This window comes from Microvirga massiliensis (assembly GCF_001006805.1).
Lineage (GTDB): Bacteria > Pseudomonadota > Alphaproteobacteria > Rhizobiales > Beijerinckiaceae > Microvirga > Microvirga massiliensis.
Map to the genome: position 1 here is coordinate 214,893 of NZ_LN811358.1, position 15,324 is coordinate 230,216.

The window sequence follows — 15,324 nt, forward strand, 5'->3', positions numbered from 1 at the left end:
CCGGTACTGACGCGAGCAACAAGCGTCCTTGATGCTCTGCGGCGCGGGCGTTCGTCCGCGCCGCCCTTTCGTGTCAATCTATCCGCGGCTTTCCCAGCTTCCGACCGGCGATGACAAACTCCCTGGCTCGCGAAATCACATCGACAGGATGCGCATCGTGCTTGCGGGTGACGGCGCCGGCGCGCAGCTTGCAGCGCAGAGCGCAACTATCGTGAGCGTCCGAGCCTACGCAAAGGCCGCTGGAATCGTGCCGGACCTTGCGCGCAGGCAACTCGCCGGCGTGATCCTCCATTGGGTGTGTATGATGTGAAAGTGCTCAAGACCGAGGGCCCGTCGCCGGATTCCTGCGAGCCGCCGGCTGGTCCTGCTTCGGCGCGAAAGACAATCCCAAGCATCTGACAACCGCGGAGTATTCCGTGATCGACAACGTGACTCCGGAATATCCACCCGTATTCATCTCGGCAGGGACGCCATCCCGCTGTTCGCGCACTCGCTGGCCATGGCCGCCTCGATCATCGTGAAAGGCGTGCCGGTTGACAGTCAATTCTATCGGAAGGACCGCAGGCCGCCGCTCGGTTACGAATATCAAATCAATCTCGACACCGGCGCAGAGATGCTCGCGCTCGAATGAACGCTTGCGTTTCTTGCGGGTCTTCGGTGATCTGAAAGGATCAGGAACGCGCCAGCCTAATTTCTATGGTCCAGCGAAGGGTCTGCTCCAAAAATTCGGAGATACTTCATCCCGGTGTCGCACATGACAGTCACGACGGTCGCGCCCGGGCCCAGTTGTTCGGCCAATCGTAGGGCCGCGACGACATTGCCGCCAGTTGAAGTCCCTGCAAACAGGCCCTCTTCTCGGGCCAGCCGCATAGCCATAGCCATGGCTTCTTCCGTGGAAACGCATTCAATTTGATCGGCAGTATCCTCCCGCCAGAGAGGCACGACAAAGCCCGCTCCGACCCCGTCAATCTTATGAGCGCCTGGCTGGCCACCCGACAGAACCGGAGATTCGGACGGCTCTACGGCAACGATTCTGATCTGTTCATTGTGGCAGCGTAGGACCTCTCCAATGCCCCGGAGCGACGCCGCTGTGCCCACGCTCTGGACAAACCCATCGATCTGTCCGTCTGTCTGGATCCAGATTTCCTCCGCCATATTGCGATAAGCTGCCTTCTGGTCCTTGTTGTTCATCTGATCGGTCCAGAAGGCTCCAGAGTTTACCGCGATGATGCGCGCGGCCTCGATCATGTCCCGGGTGAGCTTCTCCGTCATCCGCCCACCGTCGCTCGGCACGATTTGAAGCCTGGCCCCCAGAATTCTCATATGATCGAGTTTTTCTCGGGCGAAGGCGTCCGACGTCACGATATTCAGAGGATATCCCTTTACCGCGCAGATGAGAGCTAAGGACACGCCGGTGCTGCCGCCGGTATATTCGACGACCGGGCCATTGGCGGTGAGGCGTCCGTCCGCCTCTGCCGCCTCGATCATAGCAAGCGCCATTCGGTCCTTCATGCTACCTGTAGGATTCTCGCTCTCCAGTTTCAGCAGGATGCGGGAGCCATTCTCGGGAACGATTTTGCGCAGGGCCAGCAAAGTGGTGTTTCCGATGCAATGCAGGATGTTACGCTGCAGTTCTTTCATGACGTCCATCCACCATTTCATTGCAGTTTGCTGAAACCGGTCGTGAGTACCAATACACATAAAGCGATCAACGCAAACGCGAAACTGAGGCTGTAGAACGCAGCGGGGTGTTATCACGCGGTCTTTCTCGCGCCGAGCCGAAGGGACCGTACGCTGACCTGTCCACGTTGCGATGAGTCGGGTTCTGTTGACGGATTTTGCCGCTCACAGCACGAGCGAGGCAGTGGCATTGCGGTACGAGCCTGCGCATTCTTCGAGCCCGATACACGCGCATCGGGCTGCGCCGGTCTCACCCCCGGTTCATCCCTCGACGAGAATGCCCGGTGGGCGACGCCCCTACAGTAGTCGGACAGACTCGCCCTCTGCTTCCATCAACTTTACCGCCTTCCCGTCAGAGATGAAGGCATCAGCGCCAAGCCAGCTTCCTTCATAGGCGATGACGCCAACGGCAAAGTCACCGCCCGCCTCCAGCAGTGCCAGTCCGGCTTCTACTGTCGGCCGGTTCACGACGACGTTCATGCCATTCATCAATCGTCGGATCGCTTCGGCAATTTGGGCCGACGGAATTTTGTAGCCCTGCGATAGCACCCACACCAACTCGCACAGCGCTGGTAGTGCCAGTGCAATCACGCCTGCTTTTACCAACTCCCTCTGGGCTACTTTGCTTTGCTGCTCGTGGTCGCCCGAAATGGCTCGAACGAGTACGTCGGCATCGGCCGTGATCTTCATCGCCTGGCGGCCCTGCCTTTAGCCGCAACCTCGTTCATTTCCTCGATCGACAAGGATGAGCCGTTTTCCCTCTTCAGGAAATCGAAGACGTCCGAGGTCTGGCCGGTCAGCTGCGCGGTCCTCACCTCGATCCGTCCATTGGGCAGCTTTTCCACGGTGACTTTCTCACCAGGATGGACGCCAAGATGTTTCAGGAGATCCTTGCGTAGCGTGACCTGCCCTTTGGCGGTGATGGTGAGGGTGCGCATAATATGGCCTCTTACTGTAGTCATTTATGAAAGGTAAAATTGCCTTACCAATAAGATGCTTGCAGCAAGATCTATCAGCGTGCCGGGCGCCCACGCCGCTGTCTTGGAGAATAGTTTCCTCCATAATATTCAGAATGAACAATTTTGTTGATGACAGACGAAATGATGCACATCCTCCAGCGATGAAGGTAAAATTGGTGGGGATGAGAGTAGTTGTTTTACCATAGCCAGGGACGGCAAGGTTGTGGTATTGTTGCACAGAGTGTAGCGAGGTTGGCAGACGGCCGTTCCCGCGCAGCTTGGCGACTGCGTAAGTGCTCAGGGCATAGCCGCAGCCAAAGTCCAGTCACGCGTCTCGACCCGTTGAGCAATTGGCCTCGGATCATGGAACTTGTCGTCGCCCTTGGCCTGATCATCTTCAAGGTCGCGCTGCTGATTGCGATCCTGCTGCTGCTGCCCATGCCGCTGACCTGGCTGGAACGCAAGATTGCAGGGCACATCCAGCAGCGGATGGGGCCCATGCGCGTGGGGTGGCACGGGCTGCTGCAGCCGGTAGCGGACGGGATCAAGCTCCTGACCAAAGAGGACCATATCCCAGCCGAGGCCGACCGCTTCCTCTTCAAACTGGCGCCGATCCTAGCACTCGCCCCGCCCTTCGTGGTGTTCGTCGCGATCCCCTTTGGCGAAAGCGTCTCGGTCCTTGACACCGAGATCACGCTCTACGCCTCCAACATGAACGTGGCGCTCCTTTTCATCTTCGCGGTGATCGGGATCGAGGTCTACGGCGTCATCTTTGGGGGCTGGGCTGCGAACAGCAAATACGCGGTCCTGGGCAGCCTTCGGACCTGCGCGCAGATGATCAGCTACGAGATTCCGATGGGCTTCGCGGTCATCGGCGTGGTCATGCTGGCGCAATCCATGAGCCTGCTCGACATCGTGCGGGCGCAGGCCGATGTCTGGAATATCGTCTACCAGCCGGTTGGGTTCTTCGTGTTCTTCGTCGCCGGGCTAGCCGAGGCGCAGCGCATTCCCTTCGACTTGGCAGAGGCGGAAGGCGATCTGGGGGCCGGGTTCCATACCGAATACAGCGGTATCCGCTTCGCGTTCTTCATGGTCAGCGAATACGCCATCATGCTGCTGGTGTCGGTCCTGGCGGTGATCCTGTTCTTTGGCGGCTGGAACGGCGTGCTGATCCCGTTGCCGCCGCTGCTCTGGTTCGTGCTCAAGGTCGCGTTCTTCGTCTATCTGTTCATGTGGTTTCGCTTCACCTTCCCGCGCTACCGCTACGACCAGCTGATGGCGATCGGGTGGAAAGTCTTGCTTCCACTGTCATTGGCGAACATAATTATTACTGGCGTTGCTTTCCTTTAGGGCGGGATCGCTTCGGGCCGAAGCGCTCCTGCGGCTAAGGTTTTGGTCGGGCATGACCGTTTTCGGAAAGCCGGGACCATCTTTCCGGATCATGCCCTAAGGACCGTATCGGCTCCGCAGCGAGGCGGCGATGTCGCGCGCACTGGACAGGAATGGAACATGGATCGGCTGGGCGTTCTTCGCCGACCTAGCGGATTCCCTGGCGCTGACCTTCGGCTACATGTTCTCCAGATCCGTGACCATGCAGTATCCCGACAAGGAGAAATGGCTGCCTTATTCGCGCTATCGTGGGCATCACTTCCTGAAGCGCGACGAAGAGGGTGAGATCAAGTGCGTGGCCTGCGAACTCTGCGCACGGATTTGCCCCTGCTACTGCATCGAAGTCATCCCCTACGAGGACGAGAAGGGCAACCGGCACCCAGCAAAATTCGAGATCGATACGGCCCGGTGCCTATTCTGCGGGCTCTGCGAAGACGCTTGCCCGGCTGACGCGATCGCGCTCGGCCAGCAGTACGAATTCTCGAGCTTTTCCTCGCGTGACTTGGTGATCGGCCGTGACGATCTGCTCGCCAAACCCGGCAAGGCGACGACCGGGGGCGGCGTTGTCGCCGCACGCCTGAACACCGAACGGGACGTGCGGGTCGAGGCGAGCGAACCGCAGGGATACAACTGGTGGCGTAATATCCGACGAACGTAAACGCGCGCCAGCCGCCAAGCCGAGACGCGCAGAAAGGAGGCTCAGATGCTCGTCTGCGAAGTTTTGAAAACCATGGCTTCCGAGATCATCTCGGTCACACCAGACCAGACGATGGTGGAAGTTCTGCGGGTGTTTCGGGACAACAACATCGGCTTCGTGGTCGTCAGTCGTTCGCCCGGGGAATACCTGGGCACACTGTCGGAGCGGGATTGCTGCAATATCGTGGCTGAACACGGAGCCGAGGCGCCCATGATGCGGGCCTCCGACTTCATGAACCGCTCTGTGGCAACCTGTTCGCTACAGGATAGGCTACCCATGGTGATGGCAATCATGACCAAGCGGCGTACGCGTCATGTGCTGGTCATGGATGGCGACGCTCTGATGGGCATCGTCAGCATCGGCGATGTGGTCAAGCATCAGCTCGACGAATCCCTGCGCAACGAGCAGGTGCTGCACGATTACATTGCCGGGACCGGCTATCACTGATGGTGCAAGGTCAGGACAGCCCGGCGAGTCCTCGGCCAAGATCCTTAGGCTCTGCACCAGGTGCGGCGACGGTGGGGATCTCGAAGGCCACACGCGCCTTTTGAACCTCTACCGGACACGGATATTCGCCCCGCCGCATCAGGCTGTTGAGACGCAGGGACCTGTAGTTTTCGGGCACGAACACGAGGCCCCTGGGAAACCGCTTGTCGACCTTGAGCCGCGCCGTCAGCTCGCCCTGGGTGGATCGTACGACCACCTGATCGCGATCCGAAAGGCCGAGCTGCACGGCATCCGGCGCGCTCATCTCGACATAGGGATCATCCGCAACCGTATTCAGGATCTCCGAGCGTTCGGAAACGTATCCGTTATGGAACAGACAATTGCCGGTGACCAGAATGAGCCCGTCTGATGTGCTCGGGGCAGGCGGCGAGGTGAAGAACTCGCCAGACGGCGGTATCGGGGCCGCCCTGGTGAATGCTCCATCGGCGCCGAGCCCGTCCTGCGTCAGCCCGTCGTAGGCCGGAACTAGCCGGGTAATCTCATCGAAGATCTCGCCTTGCGTGGACGGCCGCAACGCCTGATCGCGGAGCGCCGCGACAAAGTCGAAGATCGCCAGATTGCCCTGCGCCTCGAAGGCGGGCTCGCGAAACTTGCTGACCTTCTGGATTCGGCCCTCGTTGTTGGTGAACGTGCCGGACTCCTCGCCATAACCTGCCGCGGGCAGGACGACATCGGCCAGCCCCACCGTATCCGTGAGGAACGTGTCCTGCACGATCAGGAGATCGGTGTTACCAAGCGCCCGCTTCACGAATGCCCGGTCGGGATAGGCCATCAGGGGGTCGCTTCCGGCGATATAGAGCGTGCCCATCCGCCCCTCGTTGCAGAGCTCCAGCATGGCGTCGAAATCCGCGCCCGGTTCAGGCGGGATTTTGGCGCCCCAGGCCCGTTCGAGCATTGTGCGCGCCGCATCATCGCTGATCGCACGCAGTCCCGGCAGCACCGTCGGCAGGACCCCCATGTCCCAGGCGCCCATCTGGTTGGCACGGTCGAAGAGGAACTGCATCGTCGGCCCTTTGCCGAGCATGTGGAGAACCTGCAGCAGGTTATTGAACTGCTGCAGCGTTGCGCGCGCTTCGGGTGATCTCAGGAGGTCGACGCTGACGAGCACGGTGACGCTCCGGCCTTCCAGGAGCGAGGAGGCCAGACAGTCCGGCCCGTCACGGCCGGTGGTCGCCGCCGGCCCGGTGCTTGCGCCGATGCCCGTACGAACGTCGACCGCCAAGGCCTGACCAGCCGCCCTCACCAGCCCGGCCACCACCGCGGCAAGGCTCGCGGCCTCACCGCCCGGCGGAACGCGAAGGACCGCCCGAGCATCGGCGTCGAGACGGGATGGCCGGGCCGAGAGCATGAGCAACCGAGTCTGCCGCCGCCGCGTGGTGTCCCGGAGCAGGTATTCGGTGACCGGGTTTTCGTCGGTCACGTTGCCACCGACGACGAGCACGCAGTCCTTGCCGATGGCCTCCGCCAGCGGCGTACGGGTGTAGAAGCTCGACACCAGCGGGCCGAGCGTATCGAAGGGCGTGGACCAGCGCGACGAGCAGTCGATGTTGTTGGTCCGGAAGACCGTCCGCATCAGCTTCTGGAACTGATAAAGCATCTCGTTGGGCAGGCGCGGGGAGGCCAGCCCACCCGCAGCCTTGCTCTCGACAGCCGACAGACGCCGGCGCAGATAGTCCCCCGCTTCGTCCCAGGAAACCGGAACCAGGGCGCCATCGCGACGGATCATCGGCCGCTTGATCCGGTCCTGGCTCGCGACGAAGTCGAGGCCGAAGCGCCCTCGCACACAGAGCGTTTCGCGGTTGACCCCATGCTCCCACTTCGAGCGGACCCGCATGAACTCGCCCTTGCGCGTGCCGACGGTCAGCTGACAGCCGGTTCCGCAATGCGGGCAGACCGTGTCGGTCTCGACCAGATCCCAGGGCCGCGCCTTGTATCGATAGGAAAAGCTCATCAGCGCGCCGACCGGGCAGACCTCGACGCAATTGCCGCACTGGTCGCAACTCGCGAGGCTGCCCTCAAAGCCGGTGACGGCGGTATCCATGCCCTTTTCGACGGTGCCCAGGGCGACCGCACCGACGACCTCCTCGCACATCCGAACGCAGCGCTGGCACTGGATGCAGCGGTTGACGTTCATGATGATGACCGGGCTGAGACGGATGTCCTTGGAGTGGAACACACGCTTGGTATCGCGGAATCGGCTTTCGCGAGGCCCGTATGCCATCACCATGTCCTGAAGCTCGCACTCGCCGCCCTTGTCGCAGACCGGACAATCAAGGGGGTGGTTGGCGAGCAGCATATCGAGCATGGACGAGCGTGTTTCGTCGATCAGCGGCGTGTTCGTCCGCACCACCATGCCATCGGTGACGACGGTTGCGCAGGACGGCTGCAATCGCCGCTGCCCCTCGATCTCAACCAGGCACATGCGGCACGAGGCCAAAGCCGGCAGCCGTTTCAGATAACAGAAGGTCGGGATCTCGATCCCGAGACGTTCGGCGGCCTGCAGCACCGTAGAGCCCGCCTCCACGTCCAGCGTCTGTTCATTGATCGTGACGCTCACCATGGCTTCCTCGCAGCCCTGTCCCTGCGTGCTTCTTAGTGAAACGGGCACCTCTGCTCTTCGATATGAGCAACGAACTCGTGCTCGAAATGCGCGAGTGCCGCCCGCAGCCCCATCGCCGCGCCGTCGCCCAGAGCGCAGAACGTGTTGCCGAAAATGCCCTTGCAGAGCGCCCTCAGCTGTTCCAGATCGCCCGGCGCGCCTTGCCCGGCCTCGACCCGGCGCAGCACTTTCGCGGCCCAATCCAGCCCTTCGCGGCACGGGGTGCACTTGCCGCAGGACTCATGGTGGAAGAACTCGACGATCCGCGTGGCGACCTTTACCATACAGGTCGAGTCGTCGATCACGATCACCCCGGCCGATCCGAGCATCGAGCCGGCAGCGGCGAGCGAGTCGAAGTCCATTCCGACGTCCAGCCCGCTTTCCGGGATCACCGGCGCCGAGACTCCACCCGGGATCACCGCCTTGATCTTGCGCCCCGGTGGCGGCCCGCCGGCGCGGTCCTCGACCAGCTCGCGCAAGGGTATGCCCATCGGCAGCTCGTAAAGGCCCGGTTTCTGCACTTGTCCGCTGAGGCAATAGAGCTTCGGGCCGGGGCTCTTGTCCGGACCGATGCCGCGGAACCAGTCCGCCCCCCGCGCCACGATATGCGGCACGCAGACCATCGTTTCGACATTGTTGATCACAGTCGGGCTGGCATAGAGTCCCGCGACGGCCGGAAATGGCGGTTTCAGACGCGGCTGCGCCCGCTTGCCTTCGAGCGAGTCGAGCATCGCGGTCTCCTCGCCGCAGATATAGGCGCCGGCGCCGCAATGGATGTGCACGACGAAGCTGAAATCCGAGCCGAGAATCCGCGTTCCCAGATAGCCCTTCGCGTGAGCCTCGGCGATCGCCTGCTCCAGCCGCCGGATCGCCAGCACGTATTCCCCGCGTATGTAGACATAGGCGGTTGCCGCCCCGATCGCGTAGGCGCTGATCGCCAGACCCTCGATCAACTGGTGCGGATCACGCTCCATGATGATCCGGTCCTTGAAGGTGCCCGGCTCGCCCTCGTCTGCGTTGCAGCACAGGTATTTCGGCTTGCCGGCCTGCTTCGGCACGAAGCTCCATTTCATTCCGGTCGGGAATCCGGCCCCGCCGCGGCCGCGGAGATTGGATTTCTTGACGAGGTCGATGATCTCGTCGGGCGTGTGCTCGCGCAACGCCTTCGCCAGGGCCTGGTAGCCGCCGCCGGCCTCGTAGGTCGCGAGCAGATGGCTGTCCGGCACGTCCATGTTTTTGAGAAGGATCGGTTCGGACACGGTGCTACTCTCCCGGCAGTTCTGCGGCGGCGAGATCGGCGCCGGTCGCTTGCCCCGCGGCTGCCCTTAGCCTGTCCAGGAGCGCATCGATCCGCGCGACATCGAGGTTGCCATGATAGTCGTCACCGACCTGCATCACCGGGGCCATCTCGCAAGCGCCGAGGCATTCGACGGTCGAGAGCGTGAACAGCCCGTCCGGGGTTGTGCCCCCCTTCGTGATCCCCAGCACCGCCTCGAGATGCCTCAGCAGGTCCTCGGATCGGCGCAGCATGCAGGAGACGTTGTCGCAGAGTTGCAGGTGAAAGAGACCCACCGGCTCGGTATGAAACAGGGTGTAGAAGGTCGCCAGCTCGTAGACCCAAATCCGCTCGACGCCGAGGATGTCGGCGACCTCTTCCAACACCTGGCCGGGCAGATAGCCATGTTCCTTCTGCGCAATCAGAAGTGCGGGCATGATCGCCGAGCGCTGGTCGGGATACCGCGCCGCCGCCGCTTCGATCTCTTGGCGCATGTTCATCGCGCCCAATTTCCCTTCTACTTGTCGACCTCGGCCATCACCGGGTCGAGGCTGCCGAGCACGGCGATCATGTCCGCCAGGTAGCGCGCATTGCTGACTCCGAACACCGCCTGAAGGTTGACGAAGGACGGTGCCCGCACCTTCATCCGGAACGGTTTTTCCGACCCGTCGCTGATGATGTAGAACCCGAGCTCGCCCTTTGGCGCCTCGATCGCCGAATAGACCTCGCCCTTCGGCACCTTGAAGCCATAGGCCGACAGGTCGAAATGCTGGATCAGCGCCTCCATCGAGCAATGCACCCTGTCCTTGTCGACCGGGAAAGCGATTGTCGGCATGTCGATCTGGAACGGCCCCTCGGGCATCTGGTCGAGGCATTGCTCGATGATCCGGACGCTTTCGCGCATCTCGTCGACCCGGCATCGCCAGCGCGCGTAGCAATCGCCCTCATTGCGGGTAATGACGTTGAAATCGAGCAGGTCGTAGATCTCATAGGGTTCGTCGCGGCGGATATCCCAATCGACGCCCGAGGCCCGCAGGTTCGGGCCGCTCAAGCCGAGATCGATGCCGTCATCGGCGGAGATCACGCCGATTCCCTGCGTCCGCTTCAGGAACACCCGGTTGTTCTCGACCAGCCGCTCATAGTCGCGGATCCTGTTCGGGAAGATGTCACAGAACTCCCTGATCTTGGGGAAGAACCCGTCGGGCAGGTCCTCGCGCACGCCGCCGACCCGGCAGAAGGAGGTGTGCATCCGCGCCCCGGTGATCATCTCCAACAGGTCCATGATCATTTCGCGCTCGCGCATGGCGTAGAGCAAAGCGGTCATGGCGCCCAGATCCATCGGCAGCGCGCCGGTGATCAGGAGATGGCCGGAGATCCGCGCCAGTTCGGCCATCAGCACGCGGATATATTGCGCGCGGATCGGCGCCTCGATGCCCAGGAGCTTCTCCACTGCCAGTGCGAAGGCGAGGTTGTTCGATGGCGGGCAGACGTAGTCGAGCCGGTCGGTCAGCGGAAAAATCTGGGTGTAGGTGAAGCTCTCGGCCAGTTTTTCGGTGCCGCGGTGGAGATAGCCGATATGCGGGTCCACGCGCGTGACGTATTCGCCGTCGAGCTCGAGGACGAGCCGCAGCACGCCGTGCGTGCTGGGATGCTGCGGGCCGAGATTGAGAAGCACCTCCTTGGTGTCGAGGGCTTCGCCTTCCGGCCTGCTCAGTTCCGTGACTTCGGTCATCTCAAGTCCCCGGCGTGGAACGGCCTCCTTTATGGAATGTCCCTGGTGGCGAGGTCGGGCTGCGTCGGCGGCGGACCTTCAGCGCCAAACGGGTTCAGCTTGTCCTTGTAGCCCCGGAGCGGAAAGTCCTTGCGCTGTGGGAAGCCCTCGAACCCTTCCCACATGTAGATCCGGCGCAGGTCGGGGTGGCCCTCGAACCGGATCCCGTACATGTCCCAGGCCTCGCGCTCATGCCAGTTGGCAGTGCGCCAGACCCCTGTCACCGAGGGAATCCGCGGCGGATCGCCGAGGCGGCACTTGATCCGAACGCGCCATTTGTTCGGCAGTGAATAGAGGTGGTACACCGCCTCGTAGCGTGGCGTTTCGGGGTAATAATCGACCCCGCAGATATCGGACAGGAAATTGAACTGCAGTGCCGGGTGTTCCTTCAAGAACCGGCAAAGCTCGACGATCATTTCAGGCGGAGCCGTGAAGGCATGAACGCCATGCGCGAAGCCAAGATCCCCAATTGCCCTCCCGAAACGCTCCGTGATCGGGGCGCGGTTAAGGGGCGTCTCGACGCTCATGACGCCGCAACCCGTTCAAGTGGCGTCCCAGCCAGCGCCCGGGATTTCTTGATCTTCTCCTGAAGCAGGAGGAAGCCATGCATCAGCGCCTCGGGCCGCGGCGGGCAGCCTGGCACATGCACGTCCACCGGCACAAAGGTCTCCGACCCCTGCACCACGGCGTAGGTGTTGTAGACCCCGCCCGAGATTGCGCAGGTGCCCATCGCGATGACCCAGCGCGGCTCCGGCATCTGGTCATAGAGCCGGCGCACGACGGGCGCGAATTTTCGCGTCACAGTGCCGGCGATGATCATCACGTCGGACTGGCGCGGCGAAGGCCGGAACACCACGCCGAACCGGTCGAGATCGTAGCGCGCACAACCCGCCGAGATCATCTCGATGGCGCAACAGGCAATGCCGAAGGTTTCGGGCCATAGCGCCGACCTCCGGCTCCAGCTGATTACGCTGTCGGCCGTGGTGAACAGCACGCTGTCGCGGATCGCGTTGCTCACACCTCCCATTCCAGCGCTCCCTTCACCCAGGCATAGGCGAAACCCACCAGAAGCAGCACCATGAAGACGAACATCTCGAAATAACCGACGAGCCCAATCTCTTTCAGGACGACGGCCCAGGGAAAGAGGAACATCGCCTCGACATCGAAGACCACCAGCAGGATCGCGAGGATGAAGAACTGAACTCCGAAGCGGCCCCCGGCGGCCTCGCCCGCCGGGTCCATGCCGCACTCGTAGGGCATGTTCTTCGCGGGATAGGGATTGGACGGGCGCAGGAGTGAGGAGACAAAGAGCGTCGCCACCGCCACCAGAACAATTCCGGCGACCATGAAAAGAACCGGCAGGAATTCCATTCCGGTCATGTCGCTCCGCCCCGGTCGCCCGGCGAGGGCTTTGCGCAGGTCACGACCGACCCTCCTCGGGACCGGTGATGCGCGCGCCCAGGCAGGGACTTGGGCGTTCCTATCCAGCCCTGCCAGAGTATTCGGTCGGCCCGATCAGTGCAAATGCAATCGATCAACCGCCCAACACGGAATGTTGAGCGAGCCTCAGAAACCACGCCGGAAACAGTCCGATGCCGATCGTGCCGGCGGCGGTGACGGCGAGCGTGGCACGGACCGAGGGCGTCAGCGCCGGATGGAACGCGCCCTCCGGCTCACGCATGTAGATCAACATGACGATGCGAATGTAGAAGTAGGCGGCGACGGCGCTCAACAGAACTGCGATCACCGCCAGCGTCACGAAACCCCGCTCGACGAGCGCAACCAGCACGTAGAACTTGGCGAAGAACCCGGCCGTCGGCGGAATGCCGGCCAGCGAGAACAGATAAAGCAGCATCAGAAGCGCGAGCCCGCGATGCGACTTCGCGAGACCCGCATAGTCCTCGATGACCTCGCCCGAGAAACTGCCGTTCCGCATCATGATGACTGTGCCGAAGATGCCGAGATTCATGAATGCATAGATCAGCAGGTAGAGCATCACGCCCGCGATCCCGTCCGCACCGCCGGCCACGACACCGAACAGGGCGAACCCGGCATGGGCGATGCTGGAATAGGCCAGGAGGCGCTTGAAATTGTCCTGCACCAGCGCGACGAAACTGCCGAGCGCCATCGTCACCACCGCAATGACCGCGACGATGATCCAGGCGTTCGAGGCTGCGACCAACGGGTTGAGGAACACCCGCAGGATCACCGCGAACCCCGCGGCTTTGGGGCCCACCGACATAAAGGCAGTGATCGTCGTCGGCGCGCCTTCATAGGCGTCCGGCACCCACATGTGGAATGGCACCGCGCCGACCTTGAAGACCAGTCCCGCGACGATGAAGACCACCGCCAGCAGCAGTCCAGGATCGAGCGGATCGCCGGTTACCGCCGCAGCCATCCCGTCCAGCTGCGTCGTGCCGGTGAGTCCGTAGACCAGTGAAACGCCGTAAAGGAAAATCCCGGTCGAGACACCGCCGAGGATCACGTATTTCAGGGCCGCTTCGTTCGACCGCCGCTGCTGCCGCAGGAAGCCGGTCAGCACATAGGTGCAGAGCGCCATCAGCTCGAGGCCGACATAGACCGACAGGAGGTCGGACGCCGAGGCCATGACCATCATTCCCGAAAGTGCGAAAAGCAGCAGGACATAGTATTCGCTGCTCTCGATTCCTTCGATCTCGGCATATTTTCGCGAAAGAAGGAATGTCAGGATGGTGGCCAGGTAGAACACGACCTTGAAGAAGACCGCGAAGCGATCGGCGATGAACATGCCCGCATAGGCCGGCCGGACCTCGCCCGCCAGCAGGAGTGTTCCGAGGGCGGCCATCAGCACGATTGCGATGGAAGCCCAGACGAGGAGATGTTCCTGCCCCTTCCGTACGAATTGTCCGAGGATCAGCAGGATACAGGCCCCGGCGATCACGATAATCTCAGGCAGGCTCGCGAGGATCGACTGGAGAAGCGCGGCATCGGTCATGGGCCGCCCTCCTTGCCGTGCACCTGCGCCAACAAATGCTTCACCGAAGGGGTTATGATGTCGAGAAAGGGTTTCGGATAGAGCCCGACCCAAAGCACGAAGACGGCGAGCGGCAGGATCGCCGCCAGTTCGCGGGCGTTTACGTCGCGGATCTTGACCCGAGCGCCGATGCGGGCCGGACCGAGTGCGACTTTACCATACATGCCGAGCAGATAGGCCGCTCCCAGCGCTGCTCCCAGAATGGCGGCCGCACCGGCCGCCAGGTTGGCTGCAAAGCCGCCCGACAGCACCAGCAATTCGCCCACGAACGAATTCGTCCCCGGCAGCGCCATCGAAGACAGGGTGAACAGCGCGAGAAACGCCGTATAGACCGGCGCCGCCTTCATGAGCCCGCCGTAATCCGCGATGCTGCGGGTATGGGTCCGCTCGTAGATCAGGCCCACGAACAGGAACAACGCGCCCGTCGTGACTCCGTGATTGAACATCTGCAGGATGCCGCCCTCGAGCCCGCGGAGGTTCAGCGCGAAAATCCCCAGCGTCACGAAGCCCATGTGGCTGATGCTGGAATAGGCCACCAGCTTCTTCAGATCGTCCTGCGCCAGGGCAAGCAACCCACCATAGACGATAGCAAGCGCCGAAAGGGCCAGCATCAGCGTGGAATAATGCACCGACGCTTCCGGGAGCATCGGTAGCGAGAACCGCAGGAACCCGTAGGCGCCCATCTTCAGGAGCACGCCGGCGAGAATGATGCTACCCGCTGTTGGCGCCTGCACATGGGCGTCCGGAAGCCAGGTATGAACCGGGACCATCGGCACCTTGACCGCAAAGGCGACGAGGAAGGCGAAGAACAGCCAGGACTGGACCTGGAACGGCAAATCCTGCGCCGTCAGGGCAAGAATGTCGAAGGTCTTGCCGCCATGGAAATAGAGGACGATGACGCCGATCAGGAACAGGAGGCTGCCCGCCAGCGTGTATAGGAAGAACTTGAGCGCCGCATAGACCCGGCCATCGCCGCCCCAGACGCCGATGATCACGTACATCGGGATCAGCATCGCTTCCCAGAAGACGTAGAACAGGAACAGGTCGAGTGCACAGAACACCCCCAGCATCAGCGCCTGCATGGCCAGCAGACTGACCATGAACTCCTTCACCTTGCGGTCGATGGCGACCCACGAGGCGAGCACGCAGATCCAGCCCAACAACGCAGTCAGGAACACGAAGAGCGCGCTGATCCCGTCGACGCCAAGCGCATAAGTGATCCCGAGCGCAGGCACCCAGGGGTGCCTTTCGGTGAACTGCATTGCGTGAGTCGTGCTGTCAAAGCCGGCCAGCATCGCGATGCAGAGCGCGAAGTCGAAGACGGTGATGCCCAGCGCCGTCCACCGCACCGCATCATCGTTGCGGAGGAACATCAGAACCGCTGCCCCGGTGGCGGGGATGAAGACGATGAGGCTCAGCAGCGGGAATGCCAT

At 62.2% G+C, this 15,324-nt stretch carries 16 protein-coding genes; 4 read left to right on the forward strand and 12 right to left on the reverse strand.

The features are described from left to right. Positions 1-499: 499 nt before the first annotated feature. Positions 500-631 (forward strand): hypothetical protein, encoded by a 132-nt coding sequence (locus tag BN1233_RS50600; RefSeq protein WP_280139401.1) that lies wholly within the window; start codon positions 500-502, stop codon positions 629-631. A 56-nt stretch (positions 632-687) separates the two neighbouring features. Here BN1233_RS50600 and BN1233_RS25185 read toward each other — a convergent pair whose 3' ends face one another. From BN1233_RS25185 to BN1233_RS25195, 3 genes are all read right to left on the reverse strand, one after another. After that, a complete protein-coding gene (locus BN1233_RS25185; RefSeq protein ID WP_244889841.1) occupies positions 688-1,701 on the reverse strand; it encodes a PLP-dependent cysteine synthase family protein in 1,014 nt (337 codons plus the stop codon). Positions 1,702-1,977: 276 nt separating this feature from the next. Then, positions 1,978-2,370, reverse strand: coding sequence for a type II toxin-antitoxin system VapC family toxin (locus tag BN1233_RS25190; RefSeq protein WP_046866368.1), 393 nt, complete (start codon positions 2,368-2,370; stop codon positions 1,978-1,980). After that, positions 2,367-2,618 (reverse strand): AbrB/MazE/SpoVT family DNA-binding domain-containing protein, encoded by a 252-nt coding sequence (locus BN1233_RS25195; protein ID WP_046866369.1) that lies wholly within the window; start codon positions 2,616-2,618, stop codon positions 2,367-2,369. The genes BN1233_RS25190 and BN1233_RS25195 overlap by 4 nt, the downstream gene beginning before the upstream one ends. A 384-nt stretch (positions 2,619-3,002) precedes the next feature. On the opposite strand from BN1233_RS25195, the gene nuoH reads away from it, so the two are divergent. From nuoH to BN1233_RS25210, 3 genes are all read left to right on the forward strand, one after another. Further along, entirely contained in the window at positions 3,003-3,989 is a 987-nt protein-coding gene (gene nuoH, locus BN1233_RS25200; protein WP_046866370.1) for an NADH-quinone oxidoreductase subunit NuoH, read from the forward strand. A 130-nt stretch (positions 3,990-4,119) separates the two neighbouring features. Continuing rightward, positions 4,120-4,686 (forward strand): NADH-quinone oxidoreductase subunit I, encoded by a 567-nt coding sequence (locus tag BN1233_RS25205; protein WP_046866371.1) that lies wholly within the window; start codon positions 4,120-4,122, stop codon positions 4,684-4,686. Between the two features lie 45 nt (positions 4,687-4,731). Next, positions 4,732-5,172 carry a CBS domain-containing protein gene (locus BN1233_RS25210; RefSeq protein WP_046866372.1) on the forward strand — a complete coding sequence of 147 codons (441 nt, stop codon included), beginning with the start codon at positions 4,732-4,734 and terminating at the stop codon, positions 5,170-5,172. Between the two features lie 10 nt (positions 5,173-5,182). Here BN1233_RS25210 and nuoG read toward each other — a convergent pair whose 3' ends face one another. The 9 genes from nuoG to BN1233_RS25255 form a co-directional block, all read right to left on the reverse strand. Then, positions 5,183-7,792, reverse strand: a complete 2,610-nt coding sequence (nuoG, locus tag BN1233_RS25215; RefSeq protein ID WP_046866373.1) for an NADH-quinone oxidoreductase subunit NuoG — start codon at positions 7,790-7,792, stop codon at positions 5,183-5,185. A gap of 32 nt (positions 7,793-7,824) precedes the next feature. Then, positions 7,825-9,090, reverse strand: a complete 1,266-nt coding sequence (nuoF, locus tag BN1233_RS25220) for an NADH-quinone oxidoreductase subunit NuoF (RefSeq protein ID WP_046866374.1) — start codon at positions 9,088-9,090, stop codon at positions 7,825-7,827. A gap of 4 nt (positions 9,091-9,094) precedes the next feature. After that, a complete protein-coding gene (gene nuoE, locus BN1233_RS25225; RefSeq protein ID WP_046866375.1) occupies positions 9,095-9,607 on the reverse strand; it encodes an NADH-quinone oxidoreductase subunit NuoE in 513 nt (170 codons plus the stop codon). 17 nt (positions 9,608-9,624) lie between these two features. After that, a complete protein-coding gene (gene nuoD / locus BN1233_RS25230) occupies positions 9,625-10,839 on the reverse strand; it encodes an NADH dehydrogenase (quinone) subunit D (RefSeq protein ID WP_046866376.1) in 1,215 nt (404 codons plus the stop codon). 29 nt (positions 10,840-10,868) lie between these two features. Continuing rightward, the gene (locus BN1233_RS25235) at positions 10,869-11,405 is read right to left on the reverse strand and encodes an NADH-quinone oxidoreductase subunit C (RefSeq protein WP_046866377.1); all 537 of its coding nucleotides are present in this window, start codon (positions 11,403-11,405) and stop codon (positions 10,869-10,871) included. Then, positions 11,402-11,905, reverse strand: coding sequence for a NuoB/complex I 20 kDa subunit family protein (locus tag BN1233_RS25240; protein WP_046866378.1), 504 nt, complete (start codon positions 11,903-11,905; stop codon positions 11,402-11,404). Before BN1233_RS25240 ends, BN1233_RS25235 begins: the two co-directional genes overlap by 4 nt. Then, on the reverse strand, positions 11,893-12,258 hold the full coding sequence (locus BN1233_RS25245; RefSeq protein WP_046866379.1) for an NADH-quinone oxidoreductase subunit A: 366 nt from the start codon (positions 12,256-12,258) through the stop codon (positions 11,893-11,895). Before BN1233_RS25245 ends, BN1233_RS25240 begins: the two co-directional genes overlap by 13 nt. A 154-nt stretch (positions 12,259-12,412) precedes the next feature. Beyond that, positions 12,413-13,852, reverse strand: a complete 1,440-nt coding sequence (locus BN1233_RS25250) for an NADH-quinone oxidoreductase subunit N (protein ID WP_046866380.1) — start codon at positions 13,850-13,852, stop codon at positions 12,413-12,415. Next, positions 13,849-15,324: an NADH-quinone oxidoreductase subunit M gene (locus BN1233_RS25255; RefSeq protein WP_046866381.1), complete on the reverse strand. Its 1,476-nt coding sequence runs from the start codon at positions 15,322-15,324 to the stop codon at positions 13,849-13,851. The genes BN1233_RS25250 and BN1233_RS25255 overlap by 4 nt, the downstream gene beginning before the upstream one ends.

Coding starts and splice junctions, on each gene's coding strand:
- BN1233_RS50600 (WP_280139401.1), top strand. CDS start 500: ATGGCCGCCTCGATCATCGTGAAAGGCGTGCCGGTTGACAGTCAATTC.
- BN1233_RS25185 (WP_244889841.1), bottom strand. CDS start 1,701: ATGTGTATTGGTACTCACGACCGGTTTCAGCAAACTGCAATGAAATGG.
- BN1233_RS25190 (WP_046866368.1), bottom strand. CDS start 2,370: ATGAAGATCACGGCCGATGCCGACGTACTCGTTCGAGCCATTTCGGGC.
- BN1233_RS25195 (WP_046866369.1), bottom strand. CDS start 2,618: ATGCGCACCCTCACCATCACCGCCAAAGGGCAGGTCACGCTACGCAAG.
- nuoH (WP_046866370.1), top strand. CDS start 3,003: ATGGAACTTGTCGTCGCCCTTGGCCTGATCATCTTCAAGGTCGCGCTG.
- BN1233_RS25205 (WP_046866371.1), top strand. CDS start 4,120: ATGTCGCGCGCACTGGACAGGAATGGAACATGGATCGGCTGGGCGTTC.
- BN1233_RS25210 (WP_046866372.1), top strand. CDS start 4,732: ATGCTCGTCTGCGAAGTTTTGAAAACCATGGCTTCCGAGATCATCTCG.
- nuoG (WP_046866373.1), bottom strand. CDS start 7,792: ATGGTGAGCGTCACGATCAATGAACAGACGCTGGACGTGGAGGCGGGC.
- nuoE (WP_046866375.1), bottom strand. CDS start 9,607: ATGAACATGCGCCAAGAGATCGAAGCGGCGGCGGCGCGGTATCCCGAC.
- nuoD (WP_046866376.1), bottom strand. CDS start 10,839: ATGACCGAAGTCACGGAACTGAGCAGGCCGGAAGGCGAAGCCCTCGAC.
- BN1233_RS25235 (WP_046866377.1), bottom strand. CDS start 11,405: ATGAGCGTCGAGACGCCCCTTAACCGCGCCCCGATCACGGAGCGTTTC.
- BN1233_RS25240 (WP_046866378.1), bottom strand. CDS start 11,905: ATGGGAGGTGTGAGCAACGCGATCCGCGACAGCGTGCTGTTCACCACG.
- BN1233_RS25245 (WP_046866379.1), bottom strand. CDS start 12,258: ATGACCGGAATGGAATTCCTGCCGGTTCTTTTCATGGTCGCCGGAATT.
- BN1233_RS25250 (WP_046866380.1), bottom strand. CDS start 13,852: ATGACCGATGCCGCGCTTCTCCAGTCGATCCTCGCGAGCCTGCCTGAG.
- BN1233_RS25255 (WP_046866381.1), bottom strand. CDS start 15,324: ATGGCATTCCCGCTGCTGAGCCTCATCGTCTTCATCCCCGCCACCGGG.